At 45.8% G+C, this 20,758-nt stretch carries 19 protein-coding genes and 1 riboswitch; of the genes, 3 read left to right on the forward strand and 16 right to left on the reverse strand.

Annotated features, from left to right (window positions below; genetic code table 11):
• Window positions 1-2: 2 nt before the first annotated feature.
• From NE638_RS11240 to pckA, 10 genes are all read right to left on the reverse strand, one after another.
• Entirely contained in the window at window positions 3-1,634 is a 1,632-nt protein-coding gene (locus tag NE638_RS11240) for a GH3 family domain-containing protein (protein ID WP_173746202.1), read from the reverse strand.
• Window positions 1,631-2,212 (reverse strand): hypothetical protein, encoded by a 582-nt coding sequence (locus tag NE638_RS11245; RefSeq protein WP_173746203.1) that lies wholly within the window; start codon window positions 2,210-2,212, stop codon window positions 1,631-1,633. Before NE638_RS11245 ends, NE638_RS11240 begins: the two co-directional genes overlap by 4 nt.
• 238 nt (window positions 2,213-2,450) lie before the next feature.
• A complete protein-coding gene (locus tag NE638_RS11250; protein ID WP_021650292.1) occupies window positions 2,451-2,930 on the reverse strand; it encodes a metallophosphoesterase family protein in 480 nt (159 codons plus the stop codon).
• Window positions 2,927-3,511, reverse strand: coding sequence for an XTP/dITP diphosphatase (locus tag NE638_RS11255; protein WP_173746204.1), 585 nt, complete (start codon window positions 3,509-3,511; stop codon window positions 2,927-2,929). Before NE638_RS11255 ends, NE638_RS11250 begins: the two co-directional genes overlap by 4 nt.
• A complete protein-coding gene (locus NE638_RS11260; protein ID WP_015526018.1) occupies window positions 3,508-4,665 on the reverse strand; it encodes a THUMP domain-containing class I SAM-dependent RNA methyltransferase in 1,158 nt (385 codons plus the stop codon). Before NE638_RS11260 ends, NE638_RS11255 begins: the two co-directional genes overlap by 4 nt.
• The gene (gene yfcE / locus NE638_RS11265) at window positions 4,662-5,204 is read right to left on the reverse strand and encodes a phosphodiesterase (RefSeq protein WP_022426532.1); all 543 of its coding nucleotides are present in this window, start codon (window positions 5,202-5,204) and stop codon (window positions 4,662-4,664) included. Before yfcE ends, NE638_RS11260 begins: the two co-directional genes overlap by 4 nt.
• Window positions 5,205-5,330: 126 nt before the next feature.
• Complete coding sequence (locus NE638_RS11270) at window positions 5,331-5,663, reverse strand: rhodanese-like domain-containing protein (RefSeq protein ID WP_022426533.1); 333 nt, start codon at window positions 5,661-5,663, stop codon at window positions 5,331-5,333.
• Window positions 5,664-5,775: 112 nt separating this feature from the next.
• Window positions 5,776-5,979, reverse strand: coding sequence for a hypothetical protein (locus NE638_RS11275; protein WP_022426534.1), 204 nt, complete (start codon window positions 5,977-5,979; stop codon window positions 5,776-5,778).
• A 304-nt stretch (window positions 5,980-6,283) separates the two neighbouring features.
• Window positions 6,284-7,213: a cation diffusion facilitator family transporter gene (locus NE638_RS11280; protein WP_059086782.1), complete on the reverse strand. Its 930-nt coding sequence runs from the start codon at window positions 7,211-7,213 to the stop codon at window positions 6,284-6,286.
• A 200-nt stretch (window positions 7,214-7,413) separates the two neighbouring features.
• Window positions 7,414-7,594: riboswitch (NiCo riboswitch) on the reverse strand.
• A 296-nt stretch (window positions 7,595-7,890) separates the two neighbouring features.
• Window positions 7,891-9,495: a phosphoenolpyruvate carboxykinase (ATP) gene (gene pckA, locus NE638_RS11285; RefSeq protein ID WP_015526024.1), complete on the reverse strand. Its 1,605-nt coding sequence runs from the start codon at window positions 9,493-9,495 to the stop codon at window positions 7,891-7,893.
• A 321-nt stretch (window positions 9,496-9,816) separates the two neighbouring features.
• Here pckA and NE638_RS11290 point away from each other — a divergent pair, with 321 nt between their 5' ends.
• Window positions 9,817-11,145, forward strand: a complete 1,329-nt coding sequence (locus NE638_RS11290; RefSeq protein ID WP_059086780.1) for a threonine/serine ThrE exporter family protein — start codon at window positions 9,817-9,819, stop codon at window positions 11,143-11,145.
• 95 nt (window positions 11,146-11,240) lie between these two features.
• Here NE638_RS11290 and NE638_RS11295 read toward each other — a convergent pair whose 3' ends face one another.
• Complete coding sequence (locus tag NE638_RS11295) at window positions 11,241-11,996, reverse strand: DUF4866 domain-containing protein (protein WP_173739789.1); 756 nt, start codon at window positions 11,994-11,996, stop codon at window positions 11,241-11,243.
• A 15-nt stretch (window positions 11,997-12,011) separates the two neighbouring features.
• Window positions 12,012-12,659 carry a YoaK family protein gene (locus NE638_RS11300; RefSeq protein ID WP_147603314.1) on the reverse strand — a complete coding sequence of 216 codons (648 nt, stop codon included), beginning with the start codon at window positions 12,657-12,659 and terminating at the stop codon, window positions 12,012-12,014.
• Between the two features lie 166 nt (window positions 12,660-12,825).
• Between NE638_RS11300 and NE638_RS11305 the strand changes: the two genes are divergently transcribed.
• A complete protein-coding gene (locus NE638_RS11305) occupies window positions 12,826-13,704 on the forward strand; it encodes a LysR family transcriptional regulator (RefSeq protein WP_015526026.1) in 879 nt (292 codons plus the stop codon).
• A 28-nt stretch (window positions 13,705-13,732) separates the two neighbouring features.
• On the opposite strand, the gene NE638_RS11310 is transcribed toward NE638_RS11305, so the two are convergent.
• On the reverse strand, window positions 13,733-14,560 hold the full coding sequence (locus tag NE638_RS11310) for a PRD domain-containing protein (RefSeq protein ID WP_147603315.1): 828 nt from the start codon (window positions 14,558-14,560) through the stop codon (window positions 13,733-13,735).
• Window positions 14,561-14,799: 239 nt separating this feature from the next.
• Window positions 14,800-17,052 carry a PTS transporter subunit IIABC gene (locus NE638_RS11315; protein WP_015526027.1) on the reverse strand — a complete coding sequence of 751 codons (2,253 nt, stop codon included), beginning with the start codon at window positions 17,050-17,052 and terminating at the stop codon, window positions 14,800-14,802.
• Between the two features lie 441 nt (window positions 17,053-17,493).
• Between NE638_RS11315 and NE638_RS11320 the strand changes: the two genes are divergently transcribed.
• Window positions 17,494-19,215 (forward strand): ABC transporter ATP-binding protein, encoded by a 1,722-nt coding sequence (locus NE638_RS11320; protein WP_173739790.1) that lies wholly within the window; start codon window positions 17,494-17,496, stop codon window positions 19,213-19,215.
• Between the two features lie 148 nt (window positions 19,216-19,363).
• Here NE638_RS11320 and NE638_RS11325 read toward each other — a convergent pair whose 3' ends face one another.
• Together NE638_RS11325 and NE638_RS11330 are read right to left on the reverse strand one after the other, a co-directional pair.
• A complete protein-coding gene (locus NE638_RS11325) occupies window positions 19,364-19,807 on the reverse strand; it encodes a hypothetical protein (RefSeq protein ID WP_021650455.1) in 444 nt (147 codons plus the stop codon).
• Entirely contained in the window at window positions 19,794-20,585 is a 792-nt protein-coding gene (locus NE638_RS11330; RefSeq protein ID WP_015526030.1) for a ParA family protein, read from the reverse strand. The genes NE638_RS11325 and NE638_RS11330 overlap by 14 nt, the downstream gene beginning before the upstream one ends.
• Between the last annotated feature and the right edge of the window lie 173 nt (window positions 20,586-20,758).

Consider the following 20,758-nt stretch of genomic DNA (forward strand, 5'->3'; position numbering starts at 1 on the left):
AGTTACTTCCTCATATTTCCGAATCCGATCTCATCCTGCAGTCTCAAAAGTTCCGCCACCTCATAATAAGGAGTGCTCATATGCCGTGGTTTCCGTCCTTTTCTGGACTCATACAGATGAAAGGTACCACAGCGCAGGATGGTCACCACAAGGGGATCCATTCCCAGGATTTTCTTCAGATCTCGGTAATCCTGATCGATATATTTGAAATACGTGGTCAGAAGTTCTTTCAGAATATCCGTGCTCATAGCCTGATACATCAGCGCTTCTTTTTTTACTTCTATATAAAGATGCAGATATGGGCGTTTTTTCTCATTATATTCTTTCACTGCGATCCAATCCGTAACCGGCTGCCCGGACAGCTGGATCACACTTTTGATACCATTTTCCGAAATCCTGGTAAAGCCTGCGATATCAATGATCCACGGAACACGGTCTATGTACTCAAATCTTGGGATCTGTGTCCGATCCTCCTGGTTGGTAAGCCCCACGCATCGATACATATCTCCCACACGGTACCTGGCAAAGGCTCCGCCCTTCAACACAGTGATCACAAGCTCATATTTCTCCCCGGGAACAACCTCATCCATAAGATAGGTCGGAGGAATGAACGTGGGATCCTCATAATTATGGAGCATATCCTTTTCGGTGATAAATTCATAAAAGCAGGTATCCGGGAAAAAGTACATTCCGTTCCTGGTCCAGGTCTCGGTTCCTATAATGGAAGGTTCCGTTCCTGCAAAAAGCTCCATGGGCCGAACTCCCCACATTTCCTCCAGATCATCCTTATAGCACTGGTTGTCGGTTCCTGCCACCATAAATCCCTTCAGGCGAAAAAGGTCTTTCGGAAGAAGCTCCCGTTTCTCCTTCTTACAGATCTTTTTGGCATTCAGGATCCTTTTCAGCATCTTTGGTTTATACTGCAGAAGTTCCGAAAAGGAGATTTTGCTTTTTCCTGATGATACGCTTCCGGTGAGGCTCTGGCTTACTGCATAGGCCACACTTCCAAGTCCGAAGAAAAATTCCACGTCCTGTTTCATGGCCATCTTGAAGCCCTCTTTGTTCCGCTCACCAAAGCTCATATTTACCGCATCTTCCACTTCCGGAAGAAAACGGATGTCGATATCTTCTTTCAGCGCCAGTGGAAAAAGACCGGTAGCAAAAGGCAGCGGTGCCAGTCCGTAAAGGATCTTGTCCGTTTCCTCCACATCAAATTTGCCCTTTTCACGGCTTGTAGCTAATATGAGGCAGGCAACTACATTGTTCCTGTAAGTATCCAGCATACTTCTTGTGTATGGTGCTACCTTTATCGGATGGCGTCCGCCTTCCCAGGTCGTCTGTATCCAGATGATCGGATTCCCCGGAAGAGTTTCACTTCTCTTCTGGAGAAGCATATCCGCATAATCCTCATAAGTGGTAAGAGGTACCAGCCGACGGAACTCGTCGATCCCGGATGGTCTCCTGCCCTTCAGAATGCTTTTGCCCAGTTCACAGTCTGACCAGAGCTGGATCTGCTCTTCCATCAGGCGATTCTGGATCTTCATGTAATCCTGCATTGTCAGATCAAGAAATCCGCAATATTCTTTCCAGATAGCATCATACTGCTGTTTTCGAAGCTTTTCGCCAAGACTCACCGCCTTTTCCCCCCTTTTCGCCATGTTTTCATGCAGGCAGCTGTACTGTTTCGGTCTGGGATCAGAAAGGGAGTTGTCTGCTGATACGCTCCGTAATTACTGAATGTTTCCGGAAACACGATCCTGTCCTGGTAAAAAATGTACAATATGTTCCACACGATAAGGACCCCAAAAGCCCCCATTGCCTTCCCGGATCCCAGAAATCCGGCCAGGCAAAAATAAAATCCGGCGAACCACAGAACGCCAGGATGTCGGCAGAGTGCATAAACACCCTCTGTATAGGCCAGCCTTTCATGATTTTCTTTGACATATGTCTCATCAAAGGGCAGCGCAAAAAACAATGTATAGATCAACAGTCCCAGAAACAGGATCGCTGCTGTCAGAAAAACAGCAGAAATAAAAAAAGAACTTCCCCGCCGCGGCCAGCAGCTCCGGATCACCAGACCTGTTGACACTGCGATCAGGAAACATCCTATGCTAAAAAACGGATGAAGAAAGCTTTTTTTCAATCGGATACTGTTATGATCATACAGGAAGCAGCATAAAAAGCCGATACTCCCTATAATAACCGCAGTCATCTGTATTTTCCCCCTTCATTTATGCAAAGCGGACCTTCTCATTCCGCTCTGCTGCATTCTCAGGAACGAGACCCCTTCATGGTCAGTACCCTAAAGAATGCTCTATATTACTAGAAAACAACTACTTGTTCATTATATAGCACATAGCTGACTTTCGCAATCGTTTTTGACTAATATATGCTGAATATTGGCACAAATTTTATCAATTATGACAGTTTATTTGTTTTTTCTGCCGGAATCAGAGGTAACGAATCTCTACGTGCATTTCGCCCTTTCCATCTGTCTCCATTACTGCATAGCTTGGACGGCGTCCCCGTTGTCTGGGATAAGCCAGACTTCCGGGATTTACCAGAAGCACACCTGCTTCCTTTTCAACAACCGGTACGTGGATATGTCCGAAAAAAGCTGCATTGCATCCCCTTGAGCGGGCAGCTTCTGCCAGCTGATCAAAGGCCATGGATACACCGTAGTAATGACCGTGAGTTACCAGGATCTTATTTCCCTCGACCTCGATCACATCTTCTCTCGGAAGATCCGAGAAAAAATCATTATTTCCGGACACAATACTGCAGGGACATTCTGCAAGGGCTTCGATATAAAATTCTCTGCCTTCCACATCTCCGCAATGTACCAGCATGTCAAAAGGAGCCTCCCGATTTATCGCGATCTCCAGGTTTTCATCTCTTCCGTGAGTATCGCTTACGATCAGCACCTTCATACAAGCTCTTCCTTTATAAGGCAAAGAGCTTTTCCACGATGGCTGATCCTGTTCTTTTCTTCCATGGAAAGCTCTGCGGAAGTACAGCCATATTCCGGAAGATAAAAGATCGGGTCATAGCCAAAGCCATTCTCCCCTTTTTCCTCGTAGCCGATGCGGCCTTCCATGGCAGCACGGACTGTCTTTCTTCTGCCATCCGGGAAAACTGCCGCAATAGCACATACAAAACGTGCAGTACGTTTCTCATCGGGTACATCTTCCAGACGCTGGATCAGGTTTGCGTTTTTAATATGATAAGAAGTATCCTCACCCATATAGCGTGCGGAATAGATTCCCGGCTCTTTGTTCAGATAGTCGATCTCCAGACCGGAATCATCTGCCAGAACGATCTCGCCGGTCATTTTACTGATTGCTTCTGCCTTGATCATGGCATTTTCTTCAAAGCTTTTTCCATTTTCATCAATATCCGCATGGATCCCGGCATCCTTCAGGGAAAGGATCTCCAGAGAAGGATCCGCAAGTATCTTTCGGATCTCCTTCATTTTATCCTCATTTCCGGTAGCAAAAATGATCTTTTTCATTCTTTAATACTTCCTTTCTTCGGCGGACGTGGTCCAAGAAACTGGTAATAGTAGGTTTTCATCATTCCGTTATAGATCTTACGGTTTTTATCTGCCTTTCGGCCGATGTCATTCTCTGCCTTGTCATAGGCAGTGATCAGATACATGGACCAGCGATCCAGCCCCTTATAGCTTTCACCGATCTCACGGTACAGTGCAGGGAGATTGGATTTTTCTTCGATCCGCTCACCATATGGCGGATTTGTCACGATAAAACCAAAGGGTTTGGAATGGCGGAGTTCACTGACCGGGCGCTGCTGGAAATGGATCAGTCTGTCCACTCCTGCCATTTTTGCGTTGGCGCGTGCTGCCTTGATGGCAGCTGCATCGATATCAAAGCCCTGGATATCGGTTTCAATATCAAGATTTACACGTTCTCTGGCTTCTTCTCTTGCATCCTCCCAGCATTCCTTCGGGATCAGATGCTCCCAGCTCTCGGCCAGAAAATGACGGTTCAGTCCCGGCGCCATATCCGCTGCCATCATTGCCGCCTCAATAGGAAAGGTGCCGCTTCCGCAGAACGGATCGACAAGAATACGGTCCTTTTTCCAGGGAGTGAGCATCAAAAGAGCACTGGCAAGCGTCTCGGTGATAGGTGCCTTGACAGTCATCTGGCGATACCCTCTCTTATGGAGGGATACTCCTGAAGTGTCGATTCCGATCAGAGCTACGTCTTTCATAAAGGCCACACGGATAGGAAATTCCGGACCGTCTTCCGGAAACCAGGAAATCCCGTAGATGCCTTTGAGACGCTCTACAATGGCTTTTTTCATAATGGACTGGATATCAGATGGACTAAAAAGCTTACTTTTGATGGAGTTTGCCTTGGCTACCCAGAATTTACCGTTTTTCGGTATGTAATTCTCCCATGGGAGAGCCTTGGTCTTTTCAAAAAGCTCATCAAAAGTCTCGGCCTTTACTTCGCCTATTTTCAGAAGCACACGTTCTGTGGTACGAAGGAACAGATTGGCGTCTGCCACACCCTGGGCATCAGCCTCAAAGGTTACTCTTCCGTCTTCCACCCTGGTCACTTCATAGCCAAGATCCAGTATTTCACGCTTCAGCACCGCCTCTGTTCCAAAATGACAGGGCGCCGTTAATTCCCACAGATTCATAAAGTGATCTCCCGTACTGTATTTCCTTCAAAATCTTTAATGGTAAAAATTCCGTTCTCAAGAATTGCATAGGTCGGCGGGTTACCTTCCTTTGGAATGGATACGGAACCTGGGTTCAGAAGGATATAATTCCCCATATTTTCTGCCTTCAGCACATGTGTATGGCCGTGGATCAGAATGTCTCCGTCCATCATCGGCGGAAGATTATCCTTATTATAGATATGACCGTGTGTGGCGTACATCGTTTTTCCTTCGATGGCAAGGATACAGTAATCTGCCATAACCGGGAAGTCCAGGACCATCTGATCCACCTCTGCCTCACAGTTTCCGCGTACTGCATAGATCTGGTTTTTTCTCTCATTTAAAAGGCGGATGACTTCCTTTGGTGCGTATTCCTTCGGAAGGTCATTTCTTGGTCCGTGATAAAGCAGATCTCCCAGAAGCACCAGTCTCTCCGCCTTCTCCTTGTCATATGCTTCCAGCATTTTCCGGCAGTAATATGCCGAACCATGTACATCGGACGCAAACATATATTTCATAATCTTTTCTCCTTGTAATTTGTGTTGGTTTTTATCTCTGTTCTTTACATTATCATGATTTCCTTTAAAATACAAGATTTGTTACAGATATGCATTCGCAATCTGATTTGATATTGTCCGCTTTTTTTATCCGCGCACAAGATTTCTCCCTCTGTAGGCTGCAAATCCACCAATCACGGACCTGGTACGACAGCCCTGTCTTGCCAGGCTCCGGGCAGCCTGCATGCTGGCGCCGCCGCGGTCGCAGTAAAATATCAGCAGCTTATCTTTGGGAAAACGATATTTCTGATCCTGTTTTTTCTCAAGATATTCCTCCAGCTCTCTGTATGGAATATTTACCGCGTTCCGGACATGTCCCCTTCTGTAGGCGGCAGGATCCCGGAGATCTATGATAACAGCGTCGCTGCGCTCCACATAATAATCCAGCATTTTTGCAGAGATAGTTTCGATCTGAAACATGGAAAAAATCTCCTCTTTTTGGTATATTATATGGAAGCTTCCGGGTGAATGTTCCCTTATATGTATTTAAGCGGGAAAAGCCATCTCTGACTTTTCCCGCTTTTCTTATCCTTTAATATCTGTCAGAGCCTCTGTCCTTCTCAGAATCATATTCATCGGAAATTTTGTTTCCGTAGCTGCTTTTGGAACTGTTCCTGGAAGAATTTCCAGAACTGTTCTTAGAGCTGTTTTTTCCGCAATTTCTGGAAGCACTTTCCCCGTGATTTTTTCCTGCATAATTAGACTCATTTCTGTCTGTTTCGTAATTTTTCGCCATTTGAATTACCTCCTGATGAAGTTGATTTTACGGCTTTCCCAAGCTTTCTGCCGCTTTTTATTACAGGAAATAGTATCCCAAAAAGTTTGGAGATTATTCGCCAAAATCATATTGCTTTTTTTTCCAGTTTATATTATAATCATTCTTGTAAAAAGAATTTACCCTTCAAAAATTTTTTTTACATAACCCCTTATTTAATTATTTATACTCCCCTCGAAACACCCGGTAGCTCCCCTACCGGGTGTTTCTCTATACAAAAACAAGCCGCCGGATGACGATCACAGTCGCTCCGGCAGCTTGTTTTTTATCCGTTGATCGGATTTACATGCACCATACAGTGCTTTACATCTTTGAATTTATTCTCGATCGTATGATGTACATTTTCCGCAATATCATGTGCATCAAAAAGGGAAATATTTCCATCTGCTGCGATTTCGATATCCACATACATCTTGGATCCGAAAAGACGGGTTTTAAGAAGGTCTACTCTTCTGACGCCCGGTACCTTGAGGATCTCTCTCTTCATGGATTCCTCAGTTTTTGCATCACAGGAATGATCTACCATCTTGTCAATGGCATCCCTGAAAATGTCGATCGATGCCTTGGCGATCATAACGCAGATCACGATACTGGCGATCGGGTCCAGGATCGGGTATCCCAGTCTTGCACCTAAAATACCGACAAACGCTCCGATAGAGGAAAGTGCATCTGAACGATGGTGCCATGCATCTGCCATCAGGGCTCCTGAATTGATCTTCTTTGCAGCACCTCTTGTATACCAGAACATCCACTCTTTTACCACAATGGATACCACTGCTGCAATCAGTGCAAGTGTTCCCGGAATGGCAATGGTTCCGCCGGATGTGCTTTTTACGATATCACGGGCACCGGTAATTCCGATCCCGAGACCAGTGACAAGCAGCATTCCTGCAAGGACAATGGAAGAAACACACTCCATTCTTTCATGTCCGTACTGGTGCTCTTTGTCTGATTTCTTTGTAGAAAGACGGACACCGATGATTACGATGAAGGTGCTTCCCACATCTGATGCAGAATGAATGGCATCCGAGATCATCGCTCCTGAATGTGCCACAATACCTGCGATCAGTTTAAATACAGATAATAAAAGGTTTACCAGAATACTGATCCCGGATACCTTCATTGCTGTCTGCTGTTCCCATGAAGCTGTTTTTTCTGTATCATGTATAATTGTTTTGTTTTCTGTGTGTTCCATAAACAGAATCTCCTTTTAAATATATGATCAGGTTCTTCTTATGGCACAACATTTTCCGTGAAAAAACCGGCGGTTCCTTCACTACTCGCTGCAGTGCGATTTTCCGCCGGTGTTCTTTCTTTTCTGTATAGGGATATCCCAGCTTCTACCTTCTGTTCCATCCATATTTTGCAGTAAAAAAGACATACCTGCGAAACATACACTGTCCCGCAGATATGTCTGAAAGCAAAGTCACATTCTGCTTCACCTCATATTCTGTGAATGCAGGTTCTTTGCAATTACGTTTAAATCCATATCCGCTGCCGCTTCCTGCGGCCCGGCCCCATGCCTTCGATAAATATTTTCGATTCCGAAAAGCATCGCCTGCTCAGTTTGTACTGTTGATCTCGCATCCTGTTCGAATGTAATGCAGTGCAAAGAGAATTTTTACAGTCTTACGGGTCTCCCGCTTAACTTCTCAGAAAGGATACACCATATGTCCTCTGTTAGTCAAGCCAAAGTTTTTTATTTTACAGGTAGATATCTTCAACTTTCTGTTTATTCCATGTCTGGAAACATGCTTCGCACTGCACAGTTCTATATCAAATAATAGATCCTCAGTTGTTTGTCAAAAAACCGGGAGCGGATAAATCCGCTCCCGGTTAAGTCTACGATCTGTATTCAGTTGGAATGACTGATTATGCCTGCGGGCCGGCTGCAACGAGTGCTTTACCAGCTGCATTTCCTTCATATTTAGCAAAGTTCTTAACGAATCTTGCAGCAAGATCTTTAGCCTTTGTCTCCCACTCTGCAGCATCTGCATATGTGTCACGTGGGTCAAGGATTGCAGGATCTACGCCCGGAAGCTCTGTCGGAACCTCGAAGTTGAAGAATGGGATTTTCTTTGTCGGAGCTTTAAGGATAGATCCGTCAAGGATAGCATCGATGATACCACGAGTATCTTTGATGGAGATACGTTTTCCAGTTCCATTCCATCCTGTGTTAACGAGGTATGCTTTCGCACCGCTCTTCTCCATTCTCTTAACGAGCTCCTCAGCATATTTTGTCGGATGAAGCTCAAGGAATGCCTGTCCGAAGCATGCGGAGAATGTAGGAGTAGGCTCTGTGATTCCACGCTCTGTACCAGCAAGTTTAGCTGTGAATCCGGAAAGGAAGTAGTACTGTGTCTGCTCCGGTGTCAGGATAGATACTGGAGGAAGTACGCCGAATGCATCTGCGGACAGGAAGATAACCTCTTTCGCTGCCGGTGCAGAAGATACAGGGCGAACAATGTTCTCGATGTGGTTGATCGGGTAGGAAACACGTGTGTTCTCTGTTACGCTCTTGTCAGCGAAGTCGATCTTGCCCTCAGCATCAAGTGTTACGTTCTCAAGAAGAGCGTTTCTCTTGATCGCATTGTAGATGTCCGGCTCAGACTCTTTGTCAAGGTTGATAACCTTAGCGTAGCATCCACCCTCGAAGTTGAATACTCCGTTGTCATCCCAGCCATGCTCGTCATCACCGATCAGAAGACGCTTAGGATCTGTGGAAAGTGTTGTCTTACCTGTTCCGGAAAGACCGAAGAAGATTGCTGTGTTCTCTCCGTTAAGGTCTGTGTTTGCAGAGCAGTGCATGGAAGCGATGCCCTTCAGCGGCAGATAGTAGTTCATCATGGAGAACATACCTTTCTTCATCTCTCCGCCGTACCATGTATTAACGATAACCTGCTCACGGCTTGTAATGTTGAACATTACAGCTGTCTCAGAGTTAAGTCCTAATTCTTTGTAGTTCTCAACTTTAGCCTTGGATGCGTTGTAAACAACGAAATCCGGCTCAAAGTTCTCAAGCTCCTCAGCTGTCGGCTGAATGAACATGTTTGTTACGAAGTGTGCCTGCCATGCAACCTCAACGATGAAACGGATAGCCATACGTGTGTCTTTGTTAGCTCCGCAGAATGCATCTACTACGAAAAGTTTCTTGTTGGAAAGCTCCTTCTTGGCAAGATCTTTAACTGCATTCCATGCTTCCTGAGTTGCCGGATGGTTATCGTTCTTGTACTCATCGGATGTCCACCAAACTGTGTCCTTGGAGTTCTCATCCATAACGATATATTTGTCTTTAGGGGAACGTCCTGTGTAGATACCTGTCATTACATTGACAGCACCAAGCTCACTGACCTGACCCTTCTCAAATCCTTCAAGCTCCGGTTTGGTCTCTTCCTCAAATAATGTCTCGTAGGAAGGATTGTACACGATCTCAGTTGTTCCGGTAATACCATACTTTGTTAAATCGATTTTTGCCATCTTAACATTTACCTCTCTTCTTTAATAGTAATTATGATAGCCACCTACTGCTGCAGGTTTTTGTCATCCTGCCATAGGAATTGGTCATTCCAACATCCCTATCCACAATTATACATAAATTGTACGTAAAAGCAACCAAAAAAATTCATTTTCCGCAAAAAAATGATAAATCTTTAACAGTGACGTTTTGGTACTGTCAGATTTTACTCCATCTATACTTGACTTTTTCAGAATAATGGCTACAATATATCTGATTATAGTTATTATATATATTTATAATAGTAACTATATGATTTTAATATATAGAAAGAAGTGATTTCTATGTCAGATATTCTGATCAAACGTAATCATATGGAAATCCCTTGGCACAACTACGTAAGTACCAGGAACAGCCAGCCCATTACAGAAGCTTCTCTTTCCGAAAAAGCTTCCCTGATCGGCCGTACAGGCATGATGCTTCTCTCCTGTGGGACCGGTGCCTGGCGGGTACGGAGTTCCATGAATACATTGTCAGAAGCACTTGGTATCACCTGTTCCGCAGATATCGGACTGATGTCCATAAGCTACACCTGCTTTGACGGTGAGAGCAGTTTTTCCCATGCACTTAGTCTGACTACCACCGGCGTAAATACTTCCAGACTGAACAGGCTGGAACATTTTGTCAGTGATTTTCCTGCGGAGGGTATCCATATGAGCGGTGAAGCACTGCACAGTCAGTTAGATGAGATCGAGCGGATCCACGGGCTTTATTCCCCTGCCGCCCTGGGACTGGCTTCTGCACTGGCCTGTGGTGCATTTACTTTTCTTCTGGGCGGTGGCCCGCTGGAAATGATCCTGGCTTTTGCAGGCGCAGGCATCGGAAACGCCATCCGCTGCAAGCTTGGCAAGCATCATTTTACTCTGTTTATGTGCATTGCAGTTTCTGTTTCCTCCGCCTGTCTTGTATATGCAGGCTTCCTGAAGCTGGCAGAGCTTCTGTTCCACATTTCCGTCCAGCATGAGGCCGGGTACATCTGTTCCATGCTGTTTATCATTCCGGGCTTTCCGTTTATCACAAGCGGGATCGACCTTGCCAAGCTGGATATGCGTTCCGGTCTGGAACGACTGGCCTACGCCATTATTGTTGTAATGGTGGCTGCTGTCTCTGCCTGGCTGATGGCACTGCTTCTTCATCTGAAGCCTGTGGATTTCCTGCCTCTGGAGCTTTCGGCAGCTCAGAGGATCCTGTTCCGGCTTCTGGCAAGCTTCTGCGGGGTATTCGGCTTTTCGGTCATGTTCAACAGCCCTGTCCGTCTAGCCGCAGCTGCCGCATTCATCGGCGCACTGTCCAACACTTTACGTCTGGAGCTTGTTGATCTTGCCGGTTTCCCACCTGCTGCCGCGGCTTTTTTCGGAGCACTGACAGCCGGACTTCTGGCCTCCCTCATTAAAACCAAAGTGGGATATCCCAGGATTTCCATTACCGTACCATCCATTGTGATCATGGTTCCCGGACTTTATCTCTACCGGGCAATCTACAATCTGGGAATCATGTCCCTGAATGTTTCCGCCTCCTGGTTTGCAGCTGCGATTCTGATCATCGTTGCTCTTCCCCTGGGCCTTATTTTCGCCAGGATCCTTACGGACAAAATGTTCCGCTACTGCACCTAATTGGCATACAAAAAGGACTGCTTTCTGTAGCTTCCGGTCATCAGCTATCCTTCTGATAACCGGAGCAATACAAAAGCAGTCCTTTTTTGTACATTCTATTTCATTACGATCTCATCCGCGATCCCGATCATTTTTTCCAAGCGGTCCGCAAATTTATGGATGGGGAGAAAAACGCCCAGTCCGTCATAACGTTTTCCACCATCCTCCACAGAATCCTGCCCATAATATACAAAGGCTCTTGGAAGCTTCTTCTGAATTGCCATCATGATATCCCATACAGCCGCATAGGCCTGTGCCTCCGTTTCCTTTTCCCTTACGCTGTCCGGAAGCTCATACACCAGCAGCACACCGATATGTTCGCCCATTTTGTACTCTTCTACTTCCATGGTATCTTCATCATAGGCATGGCGCTTCCGGTAGCCATACGCCAGATACATCTTTACGCCCTGCTTCTCCCTGTATATCCTGCGGAACCGGTCGTAATCCCTATCACTTACATGAATTCCCTTTTCCCGCAGAAAATTTCCTTTTTCATCTGTGAGAAACACCGGATTCTCCTGTCCATCTGCATTGAACCTGAACGGTGCCAGAAAAGAATTTCGCAGAAGATCAAACATACTGTTCTGGCAGATCGCCATAAGGAGAGCTGTCAGATCACGGTTTTTATATGCGTCCAGCAATGCATAGGCGAATTTTTCCGGAGGAAGATATCCGCATTCTATGTCTGTATCCGCATCCATGGATTCATAGAAGGTCTCCGTCAGCCGTCTGCACGCCTCCGGATCCTTCAGGATCTTTTCAAATAAAAGCTCCGCCTTTTCCTCTCTTGGGAATAATGTGCTGTTTTCCACAATTCCTCACCCTTTCTAATCTCTATGTTTACTGGAAAACATCAGAATAAAGCTGATCAGAAGCAAAACATCCGATACCCAGATTGCCGGGATCCCCAGCCTCATGGACAGATTTCCTCCGCCACCGGCTCCAATGGCAAAAAAGAAAATTATTCCGAAATAATAAAGAGCCTGCTTCAGCTGTTCCGGACGTTTTTCACGACAATACACGGACAACGCCGCCGTGCCGCTTCGTAAATTTCCGATGCACATAGTGCTTGCATAGGAATAACCGCCCACCTTCCGGAAGGTCTGTACCTGCATGGCGCAGGAAAAGGATACCAGTACGGTTGCCAGCATATCCAATTCTCCCGGCATAAATCCCACCACAAAAAGGATCAGGATCTCGATCAGCAGGATCATCTGCCTCCAGTGAAGTTTTTTTGCATATTTAAAGGTACTCTGGATCCGCTCCGCCGCTACAACACCAATGGCAAAGGCTAAAACAGGAAACAGATACCTTAAACCGTCTCCCCACTGTCCTGTCATAAAATTATGGCTCATCAGAACCACGTTGCCTGTCTGGGCGTTGGAAAACACCTCATCTCTTGTAAAGTATGTGTAGGCATCCTGAAATCCGCCGGACATTGCCAGAAATACACTTGTTATAAAAGCTTCTGACATCTGCCGGTCCGCATTTTGCAGCTTTCCGCCTCCTGAAACCACTCTAAATCACTCCTGTCATTGATTTTTTTCCTCGGGTGTATTATAGTTTGCTCAGAAGCAAATGTAAAAAGTATTATTAATATCGTAAACATATTAAAATCATATCACAGGATGGAGACAATACATGATCACTTACGACTACTACCGGATCTTTTATTATGTAGCCCAGTATAAGAGCTTTACCAAGGCAGCAAGAGCTCTTCACAACAACCAGCCAAATATCACCCGCTGTATGAACAACCTGGAGCAGGAGCTGAAATGTACGCTCTTTCTCCGCTCCAACAAGGGAATCGCACTTACACCGGAAGGCCGCCAGCTTTATGAACACGTTGCCCTGGCTTTTGAGCAGCTGTCCATCGGCGAGGAGGAAATCCGCCAGAACGGAGAGCTGGAGCATGGTCTGGTTTCCATCGGCGCCAGCGAAAATGCCCTGCGTCTGATCCTTCTGGAAAAGCTGGAGCTGTTCCGCGAGCAATATCCCCATGTTCGCCTGCGCCTCTTTAACCATTCTACTCCTCAGGCAGTACAGGCACTGAAAAATTATGCGGTGGATTTCGCTATTGTCACTACTCCGATCTCCATCCGCAAGCCTTTACAGAAAAAAAGTCTCCTGCGTTACCGGGAAATTCTTGTATGCGGAAGCAAATATAAGGATCTGACCACTGCCCCTATCAGCATCCATGAGCTTCAGGATCTGCCCTTTGTAGGTCTTGCGGAAGGGACCAGCACTAGAGAAATGTATATGAATTACTTTATGGAAAACCGTGTTTCTTTTCATCCTGACATCGAGGCAGCAACTACAGACCAGGTCCTTCCCATGATCGTCCACAATCTGGGAATCGGCTTTTACCCCGAGCCCCTTGCCCGGGAAGTGATCAATGACGGGAAGATTTTTGCCCTTCAGCTTAAGGAGCCGCTCCCTCAGAGAGAGGTCTGCTTAGTCACAAACAGCAGTACTGCCATGAGTACTGCTGTCAAAAAAGCTATTGAATTTATTGTGTAAATCCCTGAGGCGGATCAGCCATTTACATTTATTGTTCCACTGTCCGCTCAATATGCATGGCAAGATAACCAATTTCAATAGGATCCAGCTCTTTACCCAGGCTTTTGCCCAGGCTCTCACAGACATCCTCCGCGATCCTGTAGGATTCCGGATATTTTTCTTCTATATATTCATTCATATCCAGCTTCAGTGTCTCCCCTGTGGAGACACGGGCTACCATATATTTGATATGGTTCATCATACGGTTGTAGGACAGGGAGATCACATCGATCTTTCTTCCTGTGGCCATCTCGATCATGGCGATGCATTCCCGTACCGTTCTTGCTGTCTGCATGGCAACAGACACCTTTTCATCTCCAAGTGCTGAGTGAATATGAAGTGCCACATATCCCACCTCATGCTCGTCGATTTCAATATCCATCCGCTCCTTCAGGATCTTCTTCAATACCTCCGCCACCTTGAATTCGCTGTAAAAAAGCACCTTGATATCATCCGTCAGAGGATTGCTGATCTGCTCATGATTCCGGATACGTCCCACTGCAAAGGAAATATGATCAGCAAGGGGAAACAGGATCCTTCTGTCTATGGTATCCCCAAAGGTCTTCTCAGCTTCTCTCAATATCTCATCTGCGATCTCCAGAAATTCCGGTGCTATGCTCTTTGCCAGTTCTTTTGCTGAGCCACGTTCTGTCTCCTGAGCCAGCCTGTAAATAGTACAGTCTGCCGGAGCCTCAAAACGCTGGCTGACCTTCTTTCCAAATCCCACACCTTTTCCCAGAAGTACATATTCCTGGTTTTCTTCCATATTTATGGCAATGATGCCGTTATTGTTCAATACCTTGCTCACTCTGTACATCTTTTTCCCCACCATTTTTATATATCCTGCTGCTTTTCCACATTCCACCACTGTCTGCCCCGGATTTTCAGTCGACATTTTTGTCTGCAGCTGTTGATTTTCTTTATCGTAACAGAATCTTTCTTTTGTGTAAAGCCCTTCTGACAGACAGTTATTTTCTTTGCCACAGGAAAAGCGCGCCCGGGCATTAGGCGCGCTTTTCACAAAACCAATCTTCTATATTATTGCTGAAAAATTTCCTATTCTTCCACAGTCTCTACTGCGAACAGCGGCTCTCCTGCCTTGATCTCTCCATTGGCAAGAAGGCGTACTCTCTGATTATCCTCGATCTCTGTGCAAAGGATCGGAGAACATAAGGACGGAGCGTTTTCTATAAGATACGGGATGTCAATCTTCATCAACGGCTCGCCTTTTTTTACATGCTGTCCCTGCTCTACCAGGATCTCGAAGCCTTTTCCTTCCAGCTTTACAGTATCAATGCCGATATGGAGGAGCATAGGAAGATCTGTATCTGTCTGGAATCCGATGGCATGCTTTGTGTCAAAAATAAACTCTACCTCGCCGTCTTCCGGAGCACAGATCACCGGGTCCTTCGGTGTGACTACAGCACCCTCTCCCATCATTCCTTCCGCAAAGCCTTCATCCGGCGCTGTGGAAAGGTCTGCGGCGATACCGGTTACCGGGCTGTAGACAATCGCTGTTCTGAGAACCTTTTTCTCTGGCTGCGTGCTGGCTTCGGATGTCGGAGCTGTGTTCTGAGTAGCCTCACCTGTACTTTCTGCTGTACGCTCTGTATCAGACTGAGCCTGATTTTCCGCATTGTCTGTTTCTTTCTCATTTGCACCTTCAAAATATTCATTCGGCGCTGTCTCCAGATAATCCTCCAGCTTGGATTTGATCACAGTTACCTGCGGACCGTAGATGATCTGGACACCCTGGCCTTTTTTCACGATTCCTCTGGAACCTGTTGTTTTCAGAATGTCGTCGTTAACTCTTGCTGCGTCATGGACGGTGATACGGAGTCTTGTTGCACAGCAGTCCACATCACTGATGTTTTTCTTTCCTCCAAGGCCGGCTGTGATGGCTTCGCTTACCGGGTCTGCAGATGTACTTCCTGCTGCTTCACCGGCTTTTCCGGCTTCTTTTCTTGCGTTTACATCTGCTTTTGTATAAAGCTTTGTTTCTGTGTCGTCATCCTCACGTCCCGGAGTCTTAAAGTTGAACTTTTTGATCAGGAAGGTGAAAATCACATAATAGAGAATAAAGTAAATGATACCTACCGGGATAATCCTGAACCAGCTTGTCTTTGCATTTCCCTGAAGGATTCCGAACAGGAACAGATCCAGGAAACCGCCGGAGAAGGTAAGTCCTACTGCAATGTTCAGCATATGTGCGATCATATAAGCCGCGCCTGCAAGAACAACCTGTACTGCAAACAATGCAGGAGCTACAAACAGGAAGGAGAACTCCAGTGGCTCTGTGATTCCTGTAAGCATACATGCAAGGGCTGCTGAAAGAAGAAGTCCGCCTGCTGCTTTTTTCTTCTCAGGCTTTGCACAGCGGTACATGGCAAGAGCAGCTCCCGGAAGACCGAAGATCATGAAAATGAACTCTCCGGAAAAATATCTTGTTGCATCAGCACTGAAATGCGCTACATTTGCGGAATCTGCAAGCTGGGCGAAAAAGATGTTCTGTCCGCCCTGTACCATCTGGCCTGCAACCTCCATAGTCCCGCCAACGGCTGTCTGCCAGAATGGCATATAAAATACGTGATGAAGTCCGAATGGGATCAGCGCGCGTTTGATAATACCGAAGATCAGGGTTCCGACATAGCCGCTGCCTGTTACAAGACCGCCCAGAGCATAAATACCGTTCTGGACTGCCGGCCATACGAAATACATCAGGATTCCCACAAACATATATACAATGGTGGAAATGATGGGCACAAATCTGGAACCACCGAAGAAGGAAAGTGCGTTTGGAAGCACGATCTTATGAAAACGGTTGTGCAGAGCCGCAACACCAAGGCCGACGATAATACCGCCAAACACACCCATCTGCAAAGACTGAATGCCGCAGACAGAAGTTACAGTACCTTCCAGAACGCTTTTTGCGATCTGTCCGTCTGCTGTGATCTTGTCATTTACTACCAGCATACCGTTGATGGCTACGTTCATAACGAAGTAAGCGATCAGTGCGGAAAGAGCTGCTACCTCTTTCTCTTTTTTTGCCATACCGATGGCCACACCTACTGCAAAGATCAAAGGCAGGTTATCAAATACCGCACTTCCGACTTTGTTCATGATGACTAGGAGTGCATTTAAGATGGTTCCGTCTCCCAGAATCTTCTGAAGTCCATAGGTTGCAATGGTCGTTTCATTTGTGAAGGAACTGCCGAATCCAAGAAGCAGGCCTGCCACAGGAAGGATTGCGATGGGGAGCATAAAGGAACGTCCCACACGCTGCAAAACTCCGAAAATTTTGTCTTTCATGTTCTCTCTCCTTTTCTTTCGACGTTTTGGAGCGGGAATCTTTTAAGTGGGCAACAAAAAAAGACACCAACCCCCATAAACGTCAAATAAAAATAATAACATTTATGACTGGTTAATGCCTGCTTATCAGTTACACACCAAATCTGAAATACACTATACGGGTTTTGTTCTTCTGTGTCAAGGAGTAATTTGATTTTTTCCAAAAAATATCTCCTCATATCACTATCCGCTCCGTTGCCAACAATCTCTTGCGGAATATTTCCTGTGAACAGCAGCCATATAGTTCCTGTTCTCAGAAAGTATACAGAAACGAAACAGGCCAGAAATTCACTTATCTTGACTTTATTCTCACTTATGATAAGATGAACATAGAATGTCCGGCAGCAATATTTTTTGCTCAGACAACACTATACATTTCATAAAAACGGAGGTACTTTTCCGATGAATACCATCAAGAAATTCATCCACTACTACGGCCCGTACAAAGCGGTCTTTTTTATTGACCTGATCTGTGCAGCCGTTATCAGTCTGGTAGATCTTGCTTATCCCCAGATTCTTCGTACTATGACAAAAACTCTCTTTACACAGGATAAGGATATTATTCTTCATGCCCTCCCTGTGATTGCAGCTTCTCTTTTTGTTATGTACATTGTGCAGAGTCTCTGCAAATATTATGTAACCTATCAGGGACATATGATGGGTGCAAAGATGGAACGTGATATGCGCCGGGAGCTTTTTGACCATTACCAGGAGCTGTCTTTTTCCTATTACAGCAGGAATAATTCCGGTCAGATGATGAGCAAGCTGGTCAGTGACCTTTTTGACATTTCCGAGTTTGCACATCATGGTCCTGAGAATCTTTTTATCTCTCTGGTAAAGATCGTCGGTGCTTTTATCTTCCTGTTCTTTATCAACAAAAAACTTGCACTGCCGCTGATCCTCCTGGTGATCGTGATGTTTGTGTTTTCCTTCCGCCAGAATGCAAAAATGCAGGAAACCTTCATGGAAAACCGGCGTAAGATCGGAGATGTAAATGCCAGTCTTCAGGATACGCTTTCCGGAATCCGCGTGGTGCAATCCTTCGCAAACGAGGACATCGAACGTGCCAAATTTAAGAAAAGCAATGAAGCGTTCCTTGTTTCCAAAAGAGATAATTATCACTGTATGGGAAGCTTCATGAGTTCCAATCTTTTCTTCCAGGGCATGATGTACCTGGTAACTCTTGTTTACGGCGGCTATCTGATCGCTCAGGGTGAAATGCAGACTGCAGATCTTGCCATGTATGCCCTGTATATCGGAATCTTTATCAGCCCCATCCAGATCCTGGTGGAACTTGTGGAAATGATGCAGAAGGGTCTTTCCGGTTTCCGCCGTTTCCTGGATGTGATGGAAACAGAATCCGAGATCAGGGATGCAGACAACGCTGCGGAGCTTACGGACGTGAAAGGACATGTGCGTTACGACCATGTTTCTTTTCATTACAACGATGATGAAACTCCTGTGCTTTCCGATATCTCTATTGATATCCCGGCAGGAAAATCCATTGCCCTGGTGGGACCTTCCGGAAGCGGAAAAACCACGATCTGCTCTCTCCTGCCCAGATTTTATGATGTGACCGGCGGTTCCATTACTGTAGACGGAAAGGATATCCGCGGGCTGACTCTTAAGAGCCTTCGAAGCCAGATCGGTATGGTACAGCAGGATGTCTATCTTTTTGATGGAACCATCAAGGATAATATTGCCTACGGAAAGCCCGGAGCTTCCGATGAAGAGATCATCAAAGCCGCCAAATGTGCGAGTATCCATGACTTTATCATGGAGCTTCCGGATAAATACGACACTTATGTCGGAGAACGTGGCACACGCCTTTCCGGCGGACAGAAGCAGCGGATTTCCATTGCACGTGTATTCCTTAAGAATCCTCCGATCCTGATCCTGGATGAGGCCACCAGCGCTCTGGATAACGAAAGCGAACGTTGGATCCAGAAGAGTCTGGAGGAGCTTTCAAAAAATCGTACTACCATTACGATCGCGCACCGGCTTTCTACGATCCGTGATGCGGATGAGATCATTGTGATCACGGAGGAGGGTATCGCCGAAAGAGGCACTCATGCTGAACTGCTTGAGAAGAATGGATTGTATGCTGCATATTACAATATGTAGAAAGATACGAGGGAGGCGCTTCGCTGTCCCACTGAGATTTTTATAGGGCAAAATAAAAGGCTGCTGTATACCTTATCAATAGTGATATAGATATATAGCAGTCTTTTTATTTGTCAATTACTATCTTTTCAAAAAATTCAATCAAAGATTACAGCAGATAAACCGGAAGCTCGTCTTTAATTCCTACTGGCTGGTTGTTGTCCGGCTCATCTTTCTTTGGGGTGAGGAATTTGGCCTGGAGTTCGTCGGCGTTTCCTCCGCTGATCACGTTCTGGGCTACAGTTCCTGTTGTTTCTGCTGCAGCTGTTTTCTTTGCTGCGGTTTTACGTGCTGTTGTTTTTCTGGTAGTGGTTTTCTTTGCTGTTGTTTTTGTTGCGGCTGCTTTCTTTGCTGTGGTCTTCTTTGCAGGAGCTTTGGCTGCTGTTTTCTTTGCTGTAGTTTTTTCTGCCGCTTTTTCAGCTGTTTCAGCTTTTACCTCTGACGGCTTCTCTGCTGCTTTAACCTCAGCCTCTTTTACCTCTGTTTTTGTTTCTGTTTTGGATGCTTTTTCTGCATTTACTGCTCTTGCGATGCTTGCTTTACCTACTGACACGATTCATTACCTCCTCTGCCAATGCTATGTACTCTTTTGCGCTGCGGCTGCTTTTTTTGAACTCCACAACTGGTTCACTGCTGTCCTGGGACCATTCGATGGAGCTGTCTACACGGATAAAAGATTCGAAAAGATAGATTCCTTCCATTTCTTTCAGTGTTTCCATAGTCTGTTTGAAATAATTCTTTCTGGCATCTGCCTTGGTTACTACGATTCCCAAAACCTTTAAATCCGGAGCGATCTCCCTGACTTCATTGAGGAAATCAAACATATTTGCAAGACCAAACATACCCCACGGACTTGCCTCTACCGGAACAAGAACATAATCGGATGCACATAAAATATTCATCACCCAGCCGCCAAGAGTAGGCGGTGCATCAATGAGAATGTAATCGTACACTCCGGAATCTTTAACCTTCTGCAGACATTTCCGCAGGATAAACTCTCTCTGCCATTTTGTAAAAAGCTCATATTCCACGGAGCTCATCAGCGTAGACGACGGAACCAGATCCAGATTCTCATACTTCGTATGCACGATAAAATCGCTGAGATCCGACTGATGACCGATAGCATAGTAGAGATTCTTTTCCCCTGCTGCCATCTCAAGCACTTCTTCCTCCGAAAAAAAAGAAAGGGAAAGATTCAGCTGCATATCACCGTCTACCATCAGTACCTTCTTACCCATGCCGGCCAGTGCCGCTCCCACATTGGAACAGCTGGTGGACTTTCCGCTGCCGCCCTTATTATTTGCAAAACAGATCGTTACTGTATTTCCCATTACAGCCTCCCGACAACATAATTTCGTATTTTCTGTCACTTGCCCTTATTATAATATAACGTTCTCCTAAAAACAAGCACATCCCCCATAAAACCACGAAAACCGACAAAATAACCTCACATAAAACAACAGTATATACACCCAAAAACAGCAGGTTCCGGATCACTCCGAAA

The sequence above is a fragment of the Blautia sp. MSK.18.38 genome, assembly GCF_024460535.1.
GTDB classification, from domain to species: domain Bacteria; phylum Bacillota; class Clostridia; order Lachnospirales; family Lachnospiraceae; genus Blautia_A; species Blautia_A fusiformis.